The sequence below is a fragment of the Hyphomicrobiales bacterium genome (assembly GCA_039989895.1).
Classification (GTDB): Bacteria; Pseudomonadota; Alphaproteobacteria; order Rhizobiales; family JACESI01; genus JACESI01.
Genome location: JBDXGY010000006.1, coordinates 807,560 through 825,008, shown reverse-complemented (window position 1 = coordinate 825,008; position 17,449 = coordinate 807,560). Strand labels below are relative to the sequence as shown.

The 17,449-nt window shown below is 46.5% G+C and carries 16 protein-coding genes; 14 read left to right on the top strand and 2 right to left on the bottom strand.

Annotation, left to right across the window (positions count from 1 at the left end; translation table 11 throughout):
* Positions 1-109 precede the first annotated feature (109 nt).
* The 9 genes from ABJ081_10435 (at position 110) to ABJ081_10395 (ending at position 7,976) form a co-directional block, all read left to right on the top strand.
* Positions 110-421, top strand: coding sequence for a septum formation initiator family protein (locus tag ABJ081_10435; protein ID MEP6357089.1), 312 nt, complete (start codon positions 110-112; stop codon positions 419-421).
* Between the two features lie 166 nt (positions 422-587).
* On the top strand, positions 588-1,604 hold the full coding sequence (pdhA, locus tag ABJ081_10430; GenBank protein MEP6357088.1) for a pyruvate dehydrogenase (acetyl-transferring) E1 component subunit alpha: 1,017 nt from the start codon (positions 588-590) through the stop codon (positions 1,602-1,604).
* 13 nt (positions 1,605-1,617) lie between these two features.
* On the top strand, positions 1,618-2,991 hold the full coding sequence (locus ABJ081_10425; protein ID MEP6357087.1) for a pyruvate dehydrogenase complex E1 component subunit beta: 1,374 nt from the start codon (positions 1,618-1,620) through the stop codon (positions 2,989-2,991).
* A gap of 4 nt (positions 2,992-2,995) precedes the next feature.
* On the top strand, positions 2,996-3,274 hold the full coding sequence (locus tag ABJ081_10420; GenBank protein ID MEP6357086.1) for a hypothetical protein: 279 nt from the start codon (positions 2,996-2,998) through the stop codon (positions 3,272-3,274).
* A gap of 6 nt (positions 3,275-3,280) precedes the next feature.
* Positions 3,281-4,600: a pyruvate dehydrogenase complex dihydrolipoamide acetyltransferase gene (locus tag ABJ081_10415; GenBank protein ID MEP6357085.1), complete on the top strand. Its 1,320-nt coding sequence runs from the start codon at positions 3,281-3,283 to the stop codon at positions 4,598-4,600.
* Positions 4,601-4,655: 55 nt separating this feature from the next.
* Positions 4,656-6,095, top strand: a complete 1,440-nt coding sequence (gene lpdA / locus ABJ081_10410; protein MEP6357084.1) for a dihydrolipoyl dehydrogenase — start codon at positions 4,656-4,658, stop codon at positions 6,093-6,095.
* 210 nt (positions 6,096-6,305) lie between these two features.
* A complete protein-coding gene (locus ABJ081_10405; GenBank protein ID MEP6357083.1) occupies positions 6,306-6,557 on the top strand; it encodes a GlsB/YeaQ/YmgE family stress response membrane protein in 252 nt (83 codons plus the stop codon).
* A 4-nt stretch (positions 6,558-6,561) separates the two neighbouring features.
* Entirely contained in the window at positions 6,562-7,521 is a 960-nt protein-coding gene (lipA, locus tag ABJ081_10400) for a lipoyl synthase (protein ID MEP6357082.1), read from the top strand.
* Positions 7,521-7,976 carry an SRPBCC family protein gene (locus ABJ081_10395; protein ID MEP6357081.1) on the top strand — a complete coding sequence of 152 codons (456 nt, stop codon included), beginning with the start codon at positions 7,521-7,523 and terminating at the stop codon, positions 7,974-7,976. The genes lipA and ABJ081_10395 overlap by 1 nt, the downstream gene beginning before the upstream one ends.
* Here ABJ081_10395 and ABJ081_10390 read toward each other — a convergent pair.
* Together ABJ081_10390 and ABJ081_10385 are read right to left on the bottom strand one after the other, a co-directional pair.
* Positions 7,961-8,440 (bottom strand): CinA family protein, encoded by a 480-nt coding sequence (locus ABJ081_10390; protein ID MEP6357080.1) that lies wholly within the window; start codon positions 8,438-8,440, stop codon positions 7,961-7,963. The two genes, ABJ081_10395 and ABJ081_10390, sit on opposite strands and share 16 nt — an antisense overlap.
* A 16-nt stretch (positions 8,441-8,456) precedes the next feature.
* Complete coding sequence (locus ABJ081_10385; GenBank protein ID MEP6357079.1) at positions 8,457-9,677, bottom strand: bifunctional 2-C-methyl-D-erythritol 4-phosphate cytidylyltransferase/2-C-methyl-D-erythritol 2,4-cyclodiphosphate synthase; 1,221 nt, start codon at positions 9,675-9,677, stop codon at positions 8,457-8,459.
* A 201-nt stretch (positions 9,678-9,878) separates the two neighbouring features.
* Between ABJ081_10385 and dusB the strand changes: the two genes are divergently transcribed.
* The 5 genes from dusB (at position 9,879) to ABJ081_10360 (ending at position 17,433) form a co-directional block, all read left to right on the top strand.
* Positions 9,879-10,892, top strand: coding sequence for a tRNA dihydrouridine synthase DusB (dusB, locus tag ABJ081_10380; GenBank protein ID MEP6357078.1), 1,014 nt, complete (start codon positions 9,879-9,881; stop codon positions 10,890-10,892).
* The gene (locus ABJ081_10375) at positions 10,889-12,049 is read left to right on the top strand and encodes an ATP-binding protein (protein ID MEP6357077.1); all 1,161 of its coding nucleotides are present in this window, start codon (positions 10,889-10,891) and stop codon (positions 12,047-12,049) included. The genes dusB and ABJ081_10375 overlap by 4 nt, the downstream gene beginning before the upstream one ends.
* Positions 12,049-13,494 carry a nitrogen regulation protein NR(I) gene (gene ntrC, locus ABJ081_10370; GenBank protein MEP6357076.1) on the top strand — a complete coding sequence of 482 codons (1,446 nt, stop codon included), beginning with the start codon at positions 12,049-12,051 and terminating at the stop codon, positions 13,492-13,494. Before ABJ081_10375 ends, ntrC begins: the two co-directional genes overlap by 1 nt.
* A gap of 252 nt (positions 13,495-13,746) precedes the next feature.
* The gene (locus ABJ081_10365) at positions 13,747-16,008 is read left to right on the top strand and encodes a PAS domain-containing sensor histidine kinase (protein MEP6357075.1); all 2,262 of its coding nucleotides are present in this window, start codon (positions 13,747-13,749) and stop codon (positions 16,006-16,008) included.
* A 39-nt stretch (positions 16,009-16,047) separates the two neighbouring features.
* Positions 16,048-17,433 (top strand): sigma-54 dependent transcriptional regulator, encoded by a 1,386-nt coding sequence (locus tag ABJ081_10360; protein MEP6357074.1) that lies wholly within the window; start codon positions 16,048-16,050, stop codon positions 17,431-17,433.
* Positions 17,434-17,449: the final 16 nt, after the last annotated feature.

Genomic DNA, 17,449 nt, shown 5'->3' with positions numbered 1-17,449 from the left:
CGCCGCTTTTTTTCATTACTGATTCGAAAAATAACAAATGGAAACTATTTCTTAATGTGGGTGAAGGATAATTAAGGCTTGTTTTGAGTAAAGTGTAACGGTGTATTCAATGGCCACCCGCCAGAGAAAAAAATCTTTCATAAATCGTCTATTACTACCCGTATTCACAATAGCGTTTTTAGGCTATTTTGGATTCCATGCCTTTCATGGTTCTTATGGATTGATAGCCTATTGGTCTATTCGTAGTGATATTAATACGCTAGAAGCGAAACTATTTGATACACGAGAAGAGCGTAAGGCCTTAGAGCGACGTACGACGCTCTTGGCGCATGGCAGTCCTGACCGTGAGACAGTAGATGAATTAGCGCGCGCTAAATTGAATGTTATTCATCCTAATGAGGTTGTTTACCTTTTGAATTAAAATTAATCACTATATTGTAAATTTATTTAATTTGCTTATATTTGGTTTATTATGTGATAGTTCATCAATAATAGTTATTTAGCTCATAAAAAAAACCATTTATATTTGTTCCGCGCTTTTAAAATATCTGATACATTGCAACAATAGGTTCCAAACGGGAGGCACTATGGCAGCCGCTGCTAAGAAAACCACGAGTCGATCTAAGGCGAAGTCAAATATAGACTTTACTGAAGAGCAAGATGTACAAGCGTATAAGGATATGCTCCTTATTCGCCGCTTTGAAGAAAAAGCGGGGCAGCTTTATGGCATGGGCGTTATTGGTGGTTTTTGCCATCTTTATATAGGCCAAGAAGCCGTGGTTACTGGCATGCAGATGTGCATTAATGAAGGCGAAGATCAGGTTCTAACAAGTTATCGCGATCATGGTCACATGTTGGCCTGTGGCATGGACCCCAAAGGTGTGATGGCTGAGTTGACCGGACGCATTAGCGGTTTGTCGAAAGGCAAGGGCGGATCAATGCATATGTTCTCTAGAGAAAAGCAATTTTTTGGCGGTCATGGCATCGTTGGTGCGCAGGTGCCAATTGGTGCAGGGCTTGCTTTTGCAAATAAATATCGGGGCAATGATAAAGTATCTCTCACCTATTTTGGTGATGGAGCTGCTAATCAGGGTCAAGTTTATGAAAGTTTCAATATGGCTTCCTTATGGAACTTGCCAGTTATTTTTGTTATTGAAAACAATCACTACGCTATGGGAACGTCTGTTTCACGGGCATCGGCACACACCGAATTTGCTGATCGAGGTGCTTCTTTCGGCATACCGGGTATCAAGGTGGATGGCATGGATGTACGCGAGGTGCATGCAGCAGGGCAAGACGCTGTTGCTCATTGTCGTTCGGGCAAGGGGCCGATGATATTGGAGATGAGTACGTATCGTTATCGCGGGCACTCAATGTCAGATCCGGCAAAATATCGCAGTAAAGACGAAGTTCAAAAAATGCGTTCAGATCACGACCCGATCGAACAGGTTAAAGAGCGTATTCTTGGCAATAAATGGGCCGATGAAGCAGGCTTGAAAGCAATTGACAAAGATGTGCGCGCGGTGGTGAATGAGGCTGCAGATTTTGCAACCAATGATGCTGAGCCACCTGTGTCAGAGCTTTATACAGATATTTTGATTTAAGGGGAGGCTGATCATGCCTATAGAAATTCTCATGCCTGCCCTGTCGCCAACAATGGAAGAGGGTACTCTTGCTAAATGGCTCGTCAAAGAGGGTGACACGGTTTCATCAGGTGATGTAATTGCTGAAATTGAAACCGACAAAGCGACCATGGAAGTGGAAGCTGTTGATGAGGGCACCGTTGGTAAGCTGCTTGTGGCAGAAGGCACAGAGGCCGTTAAAGTCAATGCGGTGATCGCTATTTTGGTTGAAGAAGGCGAAGATGCCAGCAATTTGAGCGCTTCAGAGCCTTCCGCAGCCGGTCCTGCTGCAGCGCCAAGTGAAGAACCAGCACAAGCGCCTGTTGCGGCCGCGCCGATTGTTGCAGAAGTTGCCAATGACCCAGACATACCAGCCGGTACGGAAATGGTTTCAACCACTGTGCGTGAAGCTTTGCGCGATGCTATGGCTGAAGAAATGCGCCGGGATGATGATGTTTTCGTTATGGGCGAAGAAGTGGCCGAATATCAGGGCGCTTATAAAATCACTCAAGGCTTGCTTGATGAATTTTCAGACCGTCGAGTCATTGATACACCGATTACTGAGCATGGTTTTGCTGGACTGGGTGTTGGTGCGGCCTTTGCGGGCTTGCGGCCAATCGTTGAGTTTATGACTTTCAATTTTGCCATGCAGGCAATGGACCATATAATCAATTCAGCGGCTAAAACTCTTTATATGTCGGGTGGTCAAATGGGTTGTCCGATTGTGTTTCGTGGTCCAAATGGTGCCGCTTCTCGCGTTGCCGCTCAGCACTCTCATTGTTATGCCGCTTGGTATAGCCAGGTGCCGGGTCTTAAAGTGGTCATGCCTTACAGCGCTGCAGACGCTAAAGGTCTCTTGAAGGCTGCAATCCGTGATCCAAACCCTGTTGTTTTCCTTGAAAACGAAGTCATTTACGGCCAGAGTTTTGATGTGCCTAAGATGGATGACTTTGTGTTGCCAATTGGCAAGGCTCGCATTCATAAAACGGGCGATGATGTGACGATTGTCTCGTTTGGTATTGGTATGAAATACGCGATTGAAGCGGCTGATATACTTGCTGGTGTTGGGGTGAGTGCTGAGGTTATTGATCTTCGCACAATTCGCCCGATGGATTTGCCTACGGTTATTGAATCGGTCAAAAAAACAGGCCGCTGTGTCACCGTGGAAGAAGGTTTCCCGCAGTCATCAGTCGGTTCTCATATTTCAAGCCAGATTATGCAGCAAGCTTTTGATTATCTGGATGCACCAGTGATTACCCTGTGCGGCAAAGATGTGCCGATGCCTTATGCGGCTAATTTAGAGAAACTTGCATTGATCACGACAGAGGAAGTGGTCGAGGCGGTGAAAGCTGTCACATATATGGGCTAAGAATATGATCAGATTGGACATTAAATCTGTGCGCTATGATCGCATGAATGACGGTGTTCAGTTTGATACAATGAGACGAGTAGGGCGTAGCCCGGGATTGATAATTGAAGTGAGCAAAGATGCTCTTGAAGATCATTTTCGGCGGCCCATGAATCAAGAGACTGCAATCGCGAAAGCGGTTGAAATACAAACGTTTATTCAACAGGCGGCCAACCGTATTCCAGCGGATGACGGTAAAGTCCGCCTCACAAAAGCCACGCTAAGCGGGCGGGACTGGGAGTAAAGAACCATGCCGATTGAAATTTTAATGCCCGCCCTTTCACCAACCATGGAGGAAGGCACACTTGCCAAATGGATGGTAAAAGAAGGGGATGCTGTTACATCTGGCGATGTTTTGGCGGAAATCGAAACCGATAAGGCGACGATGGAAGTTGAGGCCATCGATGAAGGTACTGTCGGCAAGATTATGGTGGCAGATGGCACTGAAGGCGTGAAGGTCAATGCTGTTATTGCTGTTCTTCTTGAAGATGGCGAAGATGCAAGTGCTATTGGATCATCACCCAAAGCTGCCGCTGCACCCGCAAGCGGCGCTCCTGCTGCCGCTGAGCCTGATGCCGCACCAGCTGCGGCTGCCACCCCCGCGCCAGCACCAGCACCAGCCGCACCAAAAGTAGATGGTGAGCGCATTTTCTCGTCACCTCTTGCGCGGCGTATTGCTGGACAAGAAGGTCTTGATCTTACAAAAATTACTGGCACGGGGCCTCGTGGTCGTATTGTGAAGCGGGATGTTGATGAAGCGCTTAAATCGGGCACAGCTAAGGCTGGTGCACCGGCGCCTGCTAAATCTGGTGCGAGCGCTATGCCAACTGGCATGTCTGATGAGGCGGTGCTCAAACTGTTTGAGGAAGGCTCTTATGATGTGGTTCCGCATGATGGTATGCGTAAGACAATTGCCAAGCGCCTCACAGAATCCACGCAAACAATACCGGGCTATTTCCTAAGTGTTGATTGCGAGCTGGACGCCTTGATGGCGGCGCGCAAGGAAATCAATCAAGCTGCACCGGTAAAAGACGATAAGCCTGCCTATAAAATCTCAGTGAATGATTTTATTATCAAAGCACTGGCGTTAGCTCTTAAAGCGGTACCTGAAGCAAATGCATCATGGACTGAAAGCGGCATGATTGTCCACAAACACGCAGATGTGGGTGTGGCTGTTGCTATTGATGGCGGTTTGATTACGCCGATTGTACGTGAAGCAGAGAACAAGTCTTTGTCTGTCATTTCAAATGCAGTCAAAGATATGGCTGGGCGCGCGAAATCCAAAAAGCTGGCACCCACAGAATATCAAGGTGGTACGACTGCTGTTTCTAATCTAGGTATGTTTGGTGTGAAAGAATTTACTTCCATCATCAATCCACCGCATGCGTCCATTGTGTCCATTGGTGCTGGTGACAAGCGTCCTGTTGTCAAGGATGGGGAGCTTAGTGTTGCCATGGTGATGACGGCAACATTCGCGTTTGATCACCGTGTTATTGATGGTGCTGTTGGTGCGCAATTGGCAGCTGCCTTTAAAAATTACATTCAAAACCCGATGAGTATGCTCGTTTGAAGGATGGCTGCTTAAGCCTGCTCAATCGATCCTTTTCGAATTAGGAGTTCGTCCCATGTCTCAATACGACGTTATTATTATCGGTGGAGGGCCAGGCGGATATGTCGCGGCTATCCGTTCTGCGCAACTAGGTTTGAAAACAGCCGTGGTTGAACGTGAGCACTTAGGCGGTATTTGCCTCAATTGGGGTTGTATCCCGACCAAAGCGCTTTTGCGATCAGCTGAAATTTTTCATTATATGCAGCACGCCGAAGATTATGGCCTAAGTGTCGATAAAGCCGGCTTTGACATAAGCAAAATTGTGGGGCGCTCGCGTGGTGTTTCAGCACAGTTGAATGGTGGCGTTGGTTTTCTTCTTAAGAAGAATAAAGTTGATGTGATTTGGGGCGAAGCTGAAATCATTAAAGCGGGTGAAATAAAAGTAACTGCCAGCCCAACGAAAAAAGCCGTTATGCCGCAGCATCCTGCTCCAAAAGGCACGAAGGGCGAAGGCACCTATAAAGCTAAGCATATTATCATCTCTACTGGCGCTCGGCCACGTGCTCTACCGGGCATTGAACCGGATGGCGATCTAATCTGGACCTACTTTGAGGCAATGGTGCCCAAGGATATGCCAAAGTCACTCGTTGTGATGGGCTCAGGTGCGATTGGTATTGAATTTGCCAGCTTCTTCAACACCATGGGCGCGGATGTGACTGTTGTTGAACTTATGCCACAAATTATGCCGGTGGAAGATGCAGAAATTTCTGCCATCGCGAGAAAACAGCTTGAAAAACAGGGCATGAAAATCATCACCGAGGCCAAAATCACCAAGGTGGAAAAAGGCAAAGGGCAGGTAACCGCCCATGTTGAGGGTAAAGATGGAAAAGTGACGCCAATTACTGCAGATAAAATGATTTCTGCGGTTGGTGTTCAAGGCAATATCGAAGGGCTTGGCCTTGAGAAACTCGGCATTAAAACGGACCGTGGCTGTGTCGTGATTGATGGCTATGGCAACACCAATGTTGCTGGCATTTACGCCATTGGCGATGTGGCTGGCCCGCCGATGCTTGCGCATAAAGCGGAACATGAGGGCGTGATCTGCGTTGAGAAAATTGCAGGCCTCGATGCGCATCCAATGGACAAAAAGAAAATTCCAGGCTGTACCTATTGCCATCCACAGGTGGCCAGTGTTGGCTTGACTGAAGCAAAAGCCAAGGAAGAAGGTTATAAAGTCAAAGTTGGCCGCTTCCCGTTTGCTGGAAACGGTAAGGCGGTTGCGCTTGGTGAACCTGATGGATTGGTGAAAACTATTTTTGACGAAAAAACAGGCCAATTGCTTGGCGCACACATGGTGGGCGCAGAAGTGACTGAGCTTATTCAGGGCTATGTGGTTGCTATGAATTTAGAGACCACCGAGGAAGACCTCATGCACACAGTCTTCCCACATCCAACTTTGTCAGAAATGATGCATGAAAGTGTGCTTGATGCATATGGGAAGGTTATCCATTCCTAGAATAAGCTTTGCCTAGGTAATCCGCTAGAATATTACGTATAAGGACCGGTGAGAAAAAATCAAAAGCGGGTAACGATGCGTCGTTAAGCGTGATGTGCATAACAAGTGTCAACCGACAGGGCTTGTGCAACAAGATGTCTTGGTATTCAATTATTCGCATCAGTGCTCGATATTGAATAATAAAGGATTTCACTGAAACAGGAGAAGTTTATGAGTTTTATATTTTGGATTATCATTGGTGGTGTTGCTGGTTGGATAGCTGAACGTGTTACAAACAGCGACCACGGTATTTTTACCAATATCATTGTTGGCATTATAGGTGCTTTTATAGGGGGTTGGGTCATCAATCTGCTGGGGCTTCAAATTGGTGGCGGTATTATTCCATCCTTAGTCACCGCTGTTGTTGGCGCTTTAATTCTGCTTTATGTCCTGAAGTATTTCAAAGGTCGCGGCTCGGAATAATATTGTGGTAACTTTACTCGACACAAAGCTGCGACCAAAAGATTTTGTGCGGCATCCGGAAAAAGCCAAACGTCCAGCGTCTCCACGCGTGGAGAAGCCATCTTGGATTCGTGTAAAGGCACCAGGGTCTAAAGCCTATAATGAGACGCGAGAAATCGTAAAAGAAAACAATCTTGTCACGGTTTGTGAAGAGGCAGGATGTCCTAATATTGGCGAATGTTGGGAAAAGAAGCACGCGACTATGATGATCATGGGTGAGATTTGCACCCGTGCTTGCGCCTTTTGTAATGTGCGTACCGGCATTCCTGATGCATTGGACGATAAAGAGCCTGAAAATGTCGCTATTGCCGTTAAAAAACTCGGCCTACTGCATGTGGTGATTACTTCGGTTGATCGTGATGATTTGAGCGACGGGGGCGCTGAGCATTTTGCGCGTGTTATCCGCGCAATCCGCGAGCATTCGCCAAGCACAACTATTGAGATTTTAACGCCAGATTTTCTGCGCAAAGAAGGTGCGCTTGAAGTTGTGGTGGCGGCCAAGCCTGATGTCTTTAATCACAACTTGGAAACTGTGCCCTCTAAATATCTCACAGTGCGTCCGGGTGCGCGTTATTTCCACTCGTTGCGGCTTTTGCAACGGGTCAAAGAGTTGGACCCTGAAATTTTCACCAAGTCCGGCATTATGGTAGGCTTTGGTGAAGCGCGAAACGAAGTGCTGCAATTGATGGATGATTTGCGCAGCGCTGATGTGGATTTCATTACAATTGGCCAATATTTGCAGCCTACACCACGCCATCATGAGCTTGTGCAATATGTCACGCCAGAAGAATTTAAGGCCTATGAAACAATTGCCTATACCAAGGGTTTCTTGATGGTTTCATCAAGCCCGCTCACACGTTCTTCTCATCATGCCGGTGAAGACTTTGCTCGTTTGAAAACCGCGCGGGCCAGCAAGCAGAGCTAATGCCTTCTTTCGAGACACACCATATTGTGCGCCATAGCATGGCGAATATGTTTGATCTGGTGGCGGACGTTGAGCAATACCCCAAATTTCTTCCCTTATGCGAAAGCCTAAACGTGCGCGGCCGCAAAACCATGCCTGATGGTCGTGAGGTGCTCGTCGCCGATATGACCGTGGCTTATAAATTGGTGCGGGAGACTTTTACCACCAAGGTGACTTTTGATCGGGAAGGCTCGAAAATTCTGGTTGAATATCTTGATGGGCCAGTGAGCGATCTTGAAAACCTATGGACGTTTAAGAAAATTGACGCAACGACCACGGAAGTCTTGTTTCATCTCACATATGAATTCAAAAGTCGGACATTTGCGGCCCTGATGGGGGCGGTTTTTGATCGTGCTTTTCGTAAATTTGCGGCAGCTTTTGAGGCGCGCGCTGATGAGGTTTATGGAGTGAGCTGAGCCGAGAGCATTTCTAATGCTTTGATAACGGTTTTTTGGCGCACTGCTTCGCGGCCAATGTCGCCAAATAGTTCTTTTGAGACGAAAGCCTCTCGCCCGCGCCTTTGGGCTGCGATATAGACAAGGCCGACGGGCTTCTCAACTGTGCCGCCACTGGGACCAGCAATACCGGTGACGGCAACTGCGACATCAGCGTTTGAATGTTTTAGGGCACCTGCGGTCATGGCTTGTGCAACAGGGTGGCTTACGGCGCCATGCTCCACTATGAGAGGTGTGGGCACGCCAAGCATCTCAGCTTTTGCTTCATTGGAATAGGTGACAAAGCCGCGATCTAGAACGCTAGACGAGCCGGCTATTTCTGTGAGCGCTGCTGCGATCAGTCCGCCGGTGCAGCTTTCAGCCGTCGCCACCATCATTTTATTCGCGTTAAAGCGTTCTATGACGGTTTGGGCGAGAGAATGCATGGTGGGCGAGGCCATCTTAGTCCTCAAACGGAATTTGTATGGTGGCTGTTGCCATGGCAGCAATGCCTTCTTCGCGCCCTGTAAAGCCCAGCCGTTCGGTTGTTGTTGCTTTAACCGCCACACGAGAGAGAGGTAGCGAACAAATTTCGGCGATTTGGGCGCGTATGGTATCGCGGTGCGGGCCAATTTTAGGGGCTTCACACATCAAGGTGAGGTCAAGGTGGACAATGCGCCCGCCGCGCGCTTTTACCCGTTCGCAGGCATGGATCAAGAACTGATCAGAAGCCGCGCCCTTCCATTGTGGATCGCTCGGCGGAAAATGACTGCCGATATCGCCGTCAGCTAACGCGCCGTAGATAGCATCTGTGATGGTATGCAAACCAACATCCGCATCAGAATGCCCTTTAAGTTTCTTTGTATGGGGTATTGAAACACCACCTAGTATGACTGCATTGCCTTCTTCAAAAGCGTGGACATCAAAGCCATTACCGACACGGGTTTCCATCATTACTGTCTCACTCATTCGTTTGTTGGCCTCATCTATATCGTCAGCGGTGGTTATTTTGACATTCTCTATATTACCTTCAACCACATGCACATCATTGCCTCGCCACTCCATAACAGCGCAATCATCGGTAAATTGGTCTGCTTTTGCTTGTGTATGTGCTGCATATAGTGCATCGAAGTGAAAGCCCTGCGGTGTTTGTGCTGCCCATAATTGAGAGCGATCCACAGTTTCGCGGATGATGTTATCATTTGTCGAGGTTGTTTCTACGCGTTTGATTGTATCAACAACGGGTAAGGCAGGCAGCACGGCTTTGTGATTAAAAAGCGCGTCAATGACCCGCTCAATGGTGCCATGCGACACAAAGGGGCGCACGCCATCATGTACCAGAACATAATCAGGGCTTAATGAGTGTATCGCCTTTAATCCTTCGAAAACAGATGCTTGTCGTGAAGCGCCACCTTTTACGGTTTTACGTATTTTATCATTGGCGATATTTGCATCGATGTTTGCCAGTGCTTTGCTGCACAGTGCATCATCGTCTTTATGAATGACAACAACAATATCAGTAATAAGAGAGTGGGTTGCAAACCGCTGAACCGTTTCGGCAAGTACAGTTGAGGAGCCTATCTGGCGATATTGTTTTGGCCCTTTGTCGCTTTCACCCTTTCTACGTGCCCGTTCTCCGCGCCCAGCAGCAACAATGACTACAGCAATCCTCTGACTTTCCATTAAATACGGCTTTCATGCGATTTTAGTATATTTTAAGCCAAGGCATACGCTTCACAAAGCGCATCCGCAATAAGTCTAGCTGGATTTTTACCATACTTCATCTTTTGCGCTTGTCGAAAAGATATAAATGATTATTATGTAGGCAAGATATAAAACGCATAATTATTATGCATATTGCGGATCAAAGGTTCCTTGTATTCAATGAATATCGGCGATTTCACCATTAGAAATCCGACCTTTCTTGCTCCCATGTCGGGCGTAAGCGATTCGCCGTTTCGTCGTCTTGCTATGCGTTTTGGGGCCGGAGCGGTTGTTTCCGAGATGATTGCCAGTGAACAATTGGCCATGGAAGATGATGAGGCCGTTTTAAAATTAAAGGGAGAGGGTATCTCTCCTAATATTGTTCAACTTGCTGGTCGTGAAGCCAAATGGATGGAAATCGGCGCGATGCGGGCGCGTGATTCTGGTGCGGATGTTATTGATATCAATATGGGCTGTCCGGCGAAAAAGGTCACAAGCGGTTATTCCGGATCAGCACTTATGCGCGACCTTGATCATGCGATGGGCCTTGTTGAGGCGACGGTCAATGCGGTTGATTGCCCTGTAACGCTCAAAATGCGTCTTGGTTGGGATGATAATTCTTTAAATGCGGCTGATCTGGCTAAGCGAGCTGAAGAGGCGGGCGTGCAAATGATAACGCTGCATGGGCGTACACGATGTCAGTTTTATAATGGATGCGCTAATTGGCCTGCAATAGGTGCTGTAAAGCAAGCTATATCTATACCTCTTATTGCCAATGGCGATGTTTGTAGTGTGCGTGATGCGGCTCATATACTTGATATTACTGGTGCTGATGGTGTGATGATCGGACGAGGTGCTTATGGTCGTCCATGGCTTGTTGGCCATGCTGCTCATTACCTTGAAACTGGTGAGGTCTTAGAGGAGCCAACTCAGGATGCTCTGGTTGATATTATTATTGAACATTATGAGGCGTTGCTTGATCATTACGGTGAGCATATTGGGATGCGGGCCGCGCGCAAACATTTGTCTTGGTATCTTGACGCCAATGAAAATCGCGCACGCCAGACACCAAAAGAGGAGCGTTTAGTGCTCTTAACAAATACCGATACTGCACTTATTTTGAAAACCATAAAAACCGTGTTTGAGCGTGCTGTCGCGCCAAAACATGAAAACGCAAAGCGAAATGCCGCATGAATAATAGCAAAGCAAATGATGGCATGAGTGTAGAGAGCGACATTCAACAAGGCGTGTTAAATGTTTTGCCGAACCCTGTGCTTGTTGTTGATGCTGATAACAAGATTATTTATGCCAATTACGCTGGTCAAGATTTCTATCATGCAGGTATTGCATGGCTTAAAAAACATACCATTGAAGAGATATTGCCTTTTGGTAGCCCTGTTGTTGATCTCATTCCTCAGGTAAGAGAGCGAAATGGTCCGGTGAACGAATATAAGGTTGATATAGGCACGCCACGCACCAATGGTTCCCAAATTGTTGATGTTTTTGCTACTCCAATAGACCATGGCAGGGGCGAGGTCGCGATTATGCTGCAAAAGCGTAGTATGGCCGATAAAATTGATCGCCAACTAACCCATAGAAGTGCGGCAAAAAGCGTCATCGGTCTGGCGTCAATGCTTGGCCATGAGATTAAAAACCCTCTATCCGGCATAAGAGGCGCTGCGCAACTTTTGCAGCAATCAGCAAACAATGATGACCGCGCGCTGACACGTCTTATTATCGATGAAACTGATCGTATTGTTGGCCTTGTGGACAACATGGAAGTGTTTTCGGATGAGCGGCCTATAGAGCGTGAACCGGTTAACATTCACACGATCTTCGATCATGTTGTTAGCATTGCAGAAAATGGTTTCGCAAAGAGTGTGAAAATCATCAAAGATTATGACCCATCGCTGCCGCCAGTCTTTGCTAATCGTGATCAATTAATACAGGTATTTTTAAATCTGATTAAAAATGCTCAAGAAGCAGCAGTAGGCAATGAGAATCTTGAAATCATTGTTTCGTCTGCTTTTCGCCCCGGTGTTCGTATTGCCGCAGCTGGCAGCAGTGAGCGCGTTGCTCTGCCTATGGAGTTTTGTATCATTGATAATGGTAAGGGCGTTCCTGATGAAATCCACCCCTTATTATTCGATCCATTTGTAACCACGAAAACGAATGGTAAGGGCCTTGGCCTTGCTTTAGTTGCCAAGATTATAGGTGACCACGGCGGTATTATTGAATGCAAATCGCAACCAAAACATACGGTTTTTCGCATACTCCTCCCAGCCTACAATTCTGATGTGGAACCAAAGCGCAATGGTATGGAAGATCATGACACGGAAGGTAATAACTGATGTCAAAAGGCCAAATTCTCGTCGCTGATGATGATGCAGCAATTCGAACAGTGCTTAATCAGGCGTTGTCTCGCGCTGGATATGAGGTGCGGTTGACGTCTAATGCGGCAACACTTTGGCGTTGGGTCGCTGAGGGTGAGGGTGATCTTATCATTACTGACGTGATCATGCCTGATGAAAATGCCTTTGACCTTCTGCCACGCATCAAAAGGGCGAGGCCAGAAATTCCGGTTATTGTTATGAGTGCACAAAATAACTTTATGACCGCGATCAAAGCCTCTGAACGTGGTGCTTATGAATATCTACCCAAACCTTTTGATCTCACAGAACTAACATCCATTGTTGGTCGCGCTTTGTCTGAACCAAAGAGTCAAATTTCAAAACAAGTATTCGATGACGGCGACGACAGTATGCCTCTTGTTGGGCGTTCAGCGGCAATGCAGGAAATTTATCGAATTCTTGCGCGATTGATGCAAACTGATCTGACCGTGATGATCAATGGCGAATCTGGCACAGGTAAAGAACTGGTCGCCCGTGCTCTTCACGATTACGGCAAACGCAAGCACGGCCCTTTTGTTGCGATCAATATGGCGGCTATACCACGCGATCTCATAGAGGCTGAACTTTTTGGTCATGAAAAAGGGGCTTTCACCGGGGCTCAAACACGTGGAACAGGCCGATTTGAACAGGCAGAAGGCGGCACGCTATTTCTTGATGAGATAGGTGATATGCCGATGGAAGCGCAAACCCGTTTGTTGCGGGTTCTCCAACAAGGTGAATATTCCACCGTGGGTGGACGCACCTCGATTAAAACTGAAGTTCGGATTATTGCAGCAACCAACAAGGATTTGCACCAGTTAATTAATCAGGGGCTTTTTCGCGAGGACTTGTTCTTCCGGCTCAATGTTGTGCCGCTTCGTCTTCCGCCATTGCGTGAACGCGTGGATGATATTGCAGACTTGGTACACCACTTTTTTGCTCTTGCAGAAACTGAGGGTTTGGGCAGTAAGCAAATTGAAAAAAATGCACTCGAACGGCTTAAACGGCATAATTGGCCTGGTAACATTCGGGAGCTTGAAAATTTGATGCGCAAACTGGCTGCTCTTTGTCCTGAAGATGTCATCACTGAAGGCATTATTTCTGCCGAATTTGATCAAATTGATGAACCGGCCCTTATGCGTCAGGCGATTGAAGAAGAATTGACTTTGAGTGGCTCTATTGAACGATATTTAGCAAACTACTTTAATAGCTTCGGTGATGATTTGCCGCCACCAGGCCTGTATCACAGGCTTCTCAAAGAGCTGGAATATCCTCTGCTCACATCAACACTGACTGTGACAAGGGGTAATCAGATTAAAGCAGCCGAATTATTGGGCGTGAACAGAAATACATTGCGCAAGAAAATTCGTGATTTGCAGATACCTGTCGTTCGTATTTCTGTCTGAACTGGACTTTTCGTTCCAGTATTATGGCCAGTATTATTGCCAATATCATGACTCGTATCATGGCTACAACTTTGGCCTTGGTTTAAGATAAATCGTTGTGGCGAGCATATTTTGCTCATTGATATGTAGTAAAATTGTATAAATACAGCGCCCTAGGTGTTGTGTGTCATTTAAGTAACAGTTAGTGTTGCATATTAATCGCAGTACATTAGATATACTGTCGAGCGTAGCAAGAACAGTCTTTGATTACACATGGCTCATCAGACAGAAACGATGAATGTAGATATAGTCCCCAAAACCAAACGGATGAATCTGTTGCAATCAGGTCGGTTGTTTGGGCTCGTTTTGGTTGTTGTAGCGCTCATTAGCACCATTATTGCTTTCGCAGTTTTAATGGGTTTCACGTCGATTGAACCAACCAGTGAAGTTACTCGTACGATTGCGATTTTGATCACAAGCTTGATTGTTTGTCTGGTCATAACGGTTGGCTATGAGATTTTTCATTTATGGCGGGCAAGATTAAAAGGTCGTGCCGCCGCTCGTTTGCATATCCGTATTGTCAGCCTTTTTGGACTTATCGCGGCTGTACCAGCTTTAATTGTCGCTATTGTAGCAAGCTTCACGCTAGATCAGGGGCTTGATCGGTGGTTTTCGGATAGAACTCAAAGCATCGTTGATTCATCGGTCATTGTTGCTCGTTCTTATCTTAACGAACATGCACGTTTTCTTTTGGCTGATGTTGATGCAATAGCGAAAGATTATGAAAGGATACGTGACGTCCTTGATCAAAACGTGAAACAACGACATTTGTTTCTAACGTCACAAGCGGGCATTAGAAAAATTCCACATCTTCAGATCATTGACGAAAATGGGGAAGTGATTGATCAAGCCAATATCGCGAGCCCGCGCGAATGGCCTAAAGTACCTCAAGTCGCCCTCGATGATGTGACAAAACGCCTTGAAAAAGTTCCTATATTTATCAATCCAGGCCGGACAGAAAACCTTGTTGGTGCTCTTATCCGAATTGATGTTTTTGATAACCATTTCCTTTATGCCATCCGTGCCGTGGACCCTAAAGTTGTCGAACATCTTCGCAATGCGGAATTAAAGTCAGCGGAGTATTCGTCATTGGATGCCTCACGAACCGGGACGCAGGTTGCTTTTGCTCTGCTTTATCTCGGTGTTGCGCTTGTTCTTTTAGTGTCGTCTGTGTGGATGGCCATTAATTTTGCTGATGGCTTGGTAAATCCAATACGAAAACTCATGCTCGCTGCAGAATCTGTTTCTAAAGGTGATTTGTCCGTTCAGGTGCCTGTGCGCAAAAAAGAAGGTGATATTGGTGCTTTGAGCGACACATTCAATACAATGACCATGCAGTTAAATGATCAGCGTCGTGATTTGTTGGAAGTCAATGATCAGCTAGAGCTTCGACGTCGGTTCATTGAGACCGTCTTGTCAGGTGTAACCGCTGGTGTAGTTGGCATTTCGGCGAATGGTAATATTGAAATTATCAATCGTTTTGGCCAGTTATTGATCAATCTAAAAGAAGAAGAGGCGGTTGGTAAGCCTGTTGCGGAGGTAATACCAGAAATAGCAAAATTGATGAAAACAGCCATGGCCGCTGACCGTGATTCTCATCGCGCACAAGTCTCCCTTGTTCGAAGCGGTATGGAATACACTGTTAACGCGCGTATAACATCGGGGTTTTCTGATGCTACTAGAGATGGTTTTGTTCTCACGCTCGATGACATTACAGATTTGGTGACAGCTCAGCGTACCTCCGCTTGGGCAGATGTTGCTCGGCGGATTGCCCATGAGATTAAAAATCCACTGACCCCGATCCAGTTATCAGCGGAACGGTTACGTAGACGTTTTGGTAAAAATTTGAATGAAAAAGATCAAGATGTCTTTGACAAATGCACCTCAACGATCGTCCGCCAAGTCGGTGATATTGGTAGAATGGTGGATGAGTTCTCATCCTTTGCCCGTATGCCGAAGCCAAGTTTTCAAAAAGGCGATTTGAGGGAGTGCCTCAAAGAGGCCGTCTATGTGCGTGAGGTTGCGCAGCCGGAGATATCATTCGCCCTAGAATTGCCTGAAGAACCTTTGACTGGTTATTTTGATGAACGTTTACTCTCACAAGCTATCACAAATATTGTTAAAAATGCCGGAGAAGCGATCACCCCATCGGATTCTGACCCAGCGGATCATGTCGGTAAAATTGATATCAAAGGCTCGTCTGATGAGAATTTTTTGATAATTGAGATTATTGATAATGGTAAGGGATGGCCGAAGGAAAACCGCCACAAGTTACTCGAACCTTATATGACGACACGCAAAAAAGGCACCGGCCTTGGTTTGTCAATTGTTGTTAAGGTGGTTGAGGATCATAAAGGTAAGGTAGAACTGCTAGATTCACCAGATTTTGCTCAAACTGGACGTGGCGCAATGGTGCGCATAAGCCTTCCAATCAAAAATGAGAATTTATCTAGTGAGCAGGAAGCAGCAGAATAATGATGAATGAGATTTTTAAAAAGCGAGTAGTTTCAAGCAATGGCAACTGATATTCTTGTTGTAGACGACGAAGATGATATACGCGAGCTTGTGGCAGGCTTACTTGAAGATGAGGGTTATGAAACACGCTCAGCTGCGACAAGTCATGATGCTCTGGCAGAAGTGGCCAAAAGGCGTCCAGCTCTTGTGTTTTTGGATATCTGGCTTCAAGGCAGTGATATGGATGGGCTTGGTGTTCTTGATGAACTCAAAAAGCTCCACGATGGTTTGCCTGTTATTATGATTTCAGGACACGGAAATATTGAAACGGCGGTCTCAGCCATTCAGCGTGGTGCTTATGACTATATTGAAAAACCATTCAAAATGGATCGTTTGCTTCAGGTGACAGAGCGCGCCTTGGAGGTTTCTAAATTAAGATCAGAAGTTGAGGAGTTACGGCAGCGGACAGGCGTTGACGATACTTTGATAGGGGAATCTCTCATCTTTCGTCAGATGATGCATAATGCCCAACGCATTGCACCAGGCAATAGCCGCATTATGATCTCTGGTCCTTCTGGTGCGGGTAAAGAATTAATCGCGCAACATATTCACAATCAATCTCAACGCGCCAAAGAACCTTTTGTTATTTTGACAGCGGGTGGTTTCGATCCTGACCAGATAGAAGAAGAGTTATTTGGTAGTGAAGCACCTGATGGTAGTGCGCGGCGTACGGGCGCTTTAGAACGCGCTCATGGCGGCACGCTTTATCTTGATGAAGTAGCCGATATGCCGATTGAAACGCAAAACAAGATCTTACGCGTTCTGGTTGATCAGTATTTTCATCGGGTCAACGGCAAAACACCTGTAAAAGTTGATGTGCGCTTTATTTCTTCAACGGCACGAAACCTTGAGGCAGAAATTGAACAAGGCACATTCAGGGATGACTTGTTTCATCGGTTGGCCGTTGTGCCGCTTCGTGTGCCAGCTTTGTCTGAGCGACGCGATGATATTCCGCTTCTCGTTACTCATTTCATGGGCCAAATTTCAGAATCTCAAGGCCTTCCAGTTCGTGAAATCGCTGGAGATGCAATGGCTATTTTGCAAGGACACGATTGGCCAGGCAATATTCGGCAATTACGAAATAATATTGAAAGATTGATGATCCTTGCTAAAGGGGAACCAGATAGCGAGATCACTGTAGATCTTTTGCCGTCAGATATTGGTGCTTATTTACCAAGTGCGCCTCATGGTTCAAATACGGGTGGTGGCGAGCAACTTATGGCCATGCCGCTTCGTGAGGCGCGAGAAGTCTTTGAACGTGAATATCTGTTAGCTCAGATTGCTCGTTTTGGCGGTAATGTGTCGAGAACCGCCGATTTTGTGGGTATGGAGCGCTCAGCCTTGCATAGAAAAATCAAGTCCTTGGGTGTAAGTAGCAAAAAGTGATACTAACAGAACGACA